Annotated in this window: 1 pseudogene; it reads left to right on the top strand. The window is 39.5% G+C overall.

Going from position 1 to position 271, the window contains the following annotated elements:
* Positions 1-204 (top strand): annotated as a pseudogene (locus tag CJF42_RS26335) (hypothetical protein); the annotation flags it as partial.
* Positions 205-271 lie beyond the last annotated feature (67 nt).

Below are 271 nucleotides of genomic sequence, written 5' to 3'. Positions count from 1 at the left end.
GGTAAAAGAGCAAGTCAGGCAGTCAATCATGACATGCTAATGAACCGTATTGACCGTAAAATTAAAGATAAATCCCTGATGCAATTGTTCGGTAAATACTTACGTGCTGGGATCGCAGAAATGGACACAGGTCTTTGGTTTTCGTCTGATAAAGGTGTGCCGCAAGGTAGTCCTTTATCACCATTATTGTCTAATTTCTATTAGATGAGTTGGACCAGAAGCTATCCAATGAGTAACTTAAGTTTGCGCGTTATGCCGATGATATTATCAT

The sequence above is a fragment of the Pseudoalteromonas sp. NBT06-2 genome (genome assembly GCF_002276045.1).
Taxonomy (GTDB): domain Bacteria; phylum Pseudomonadota; class Gammaproteobacteria; order Enterobacterales; family Alteromonadaceae; genus Pseudoalteromonas.
This window is presented reverse-complemented; position numbering and strand designations above follow the sequence as displayed.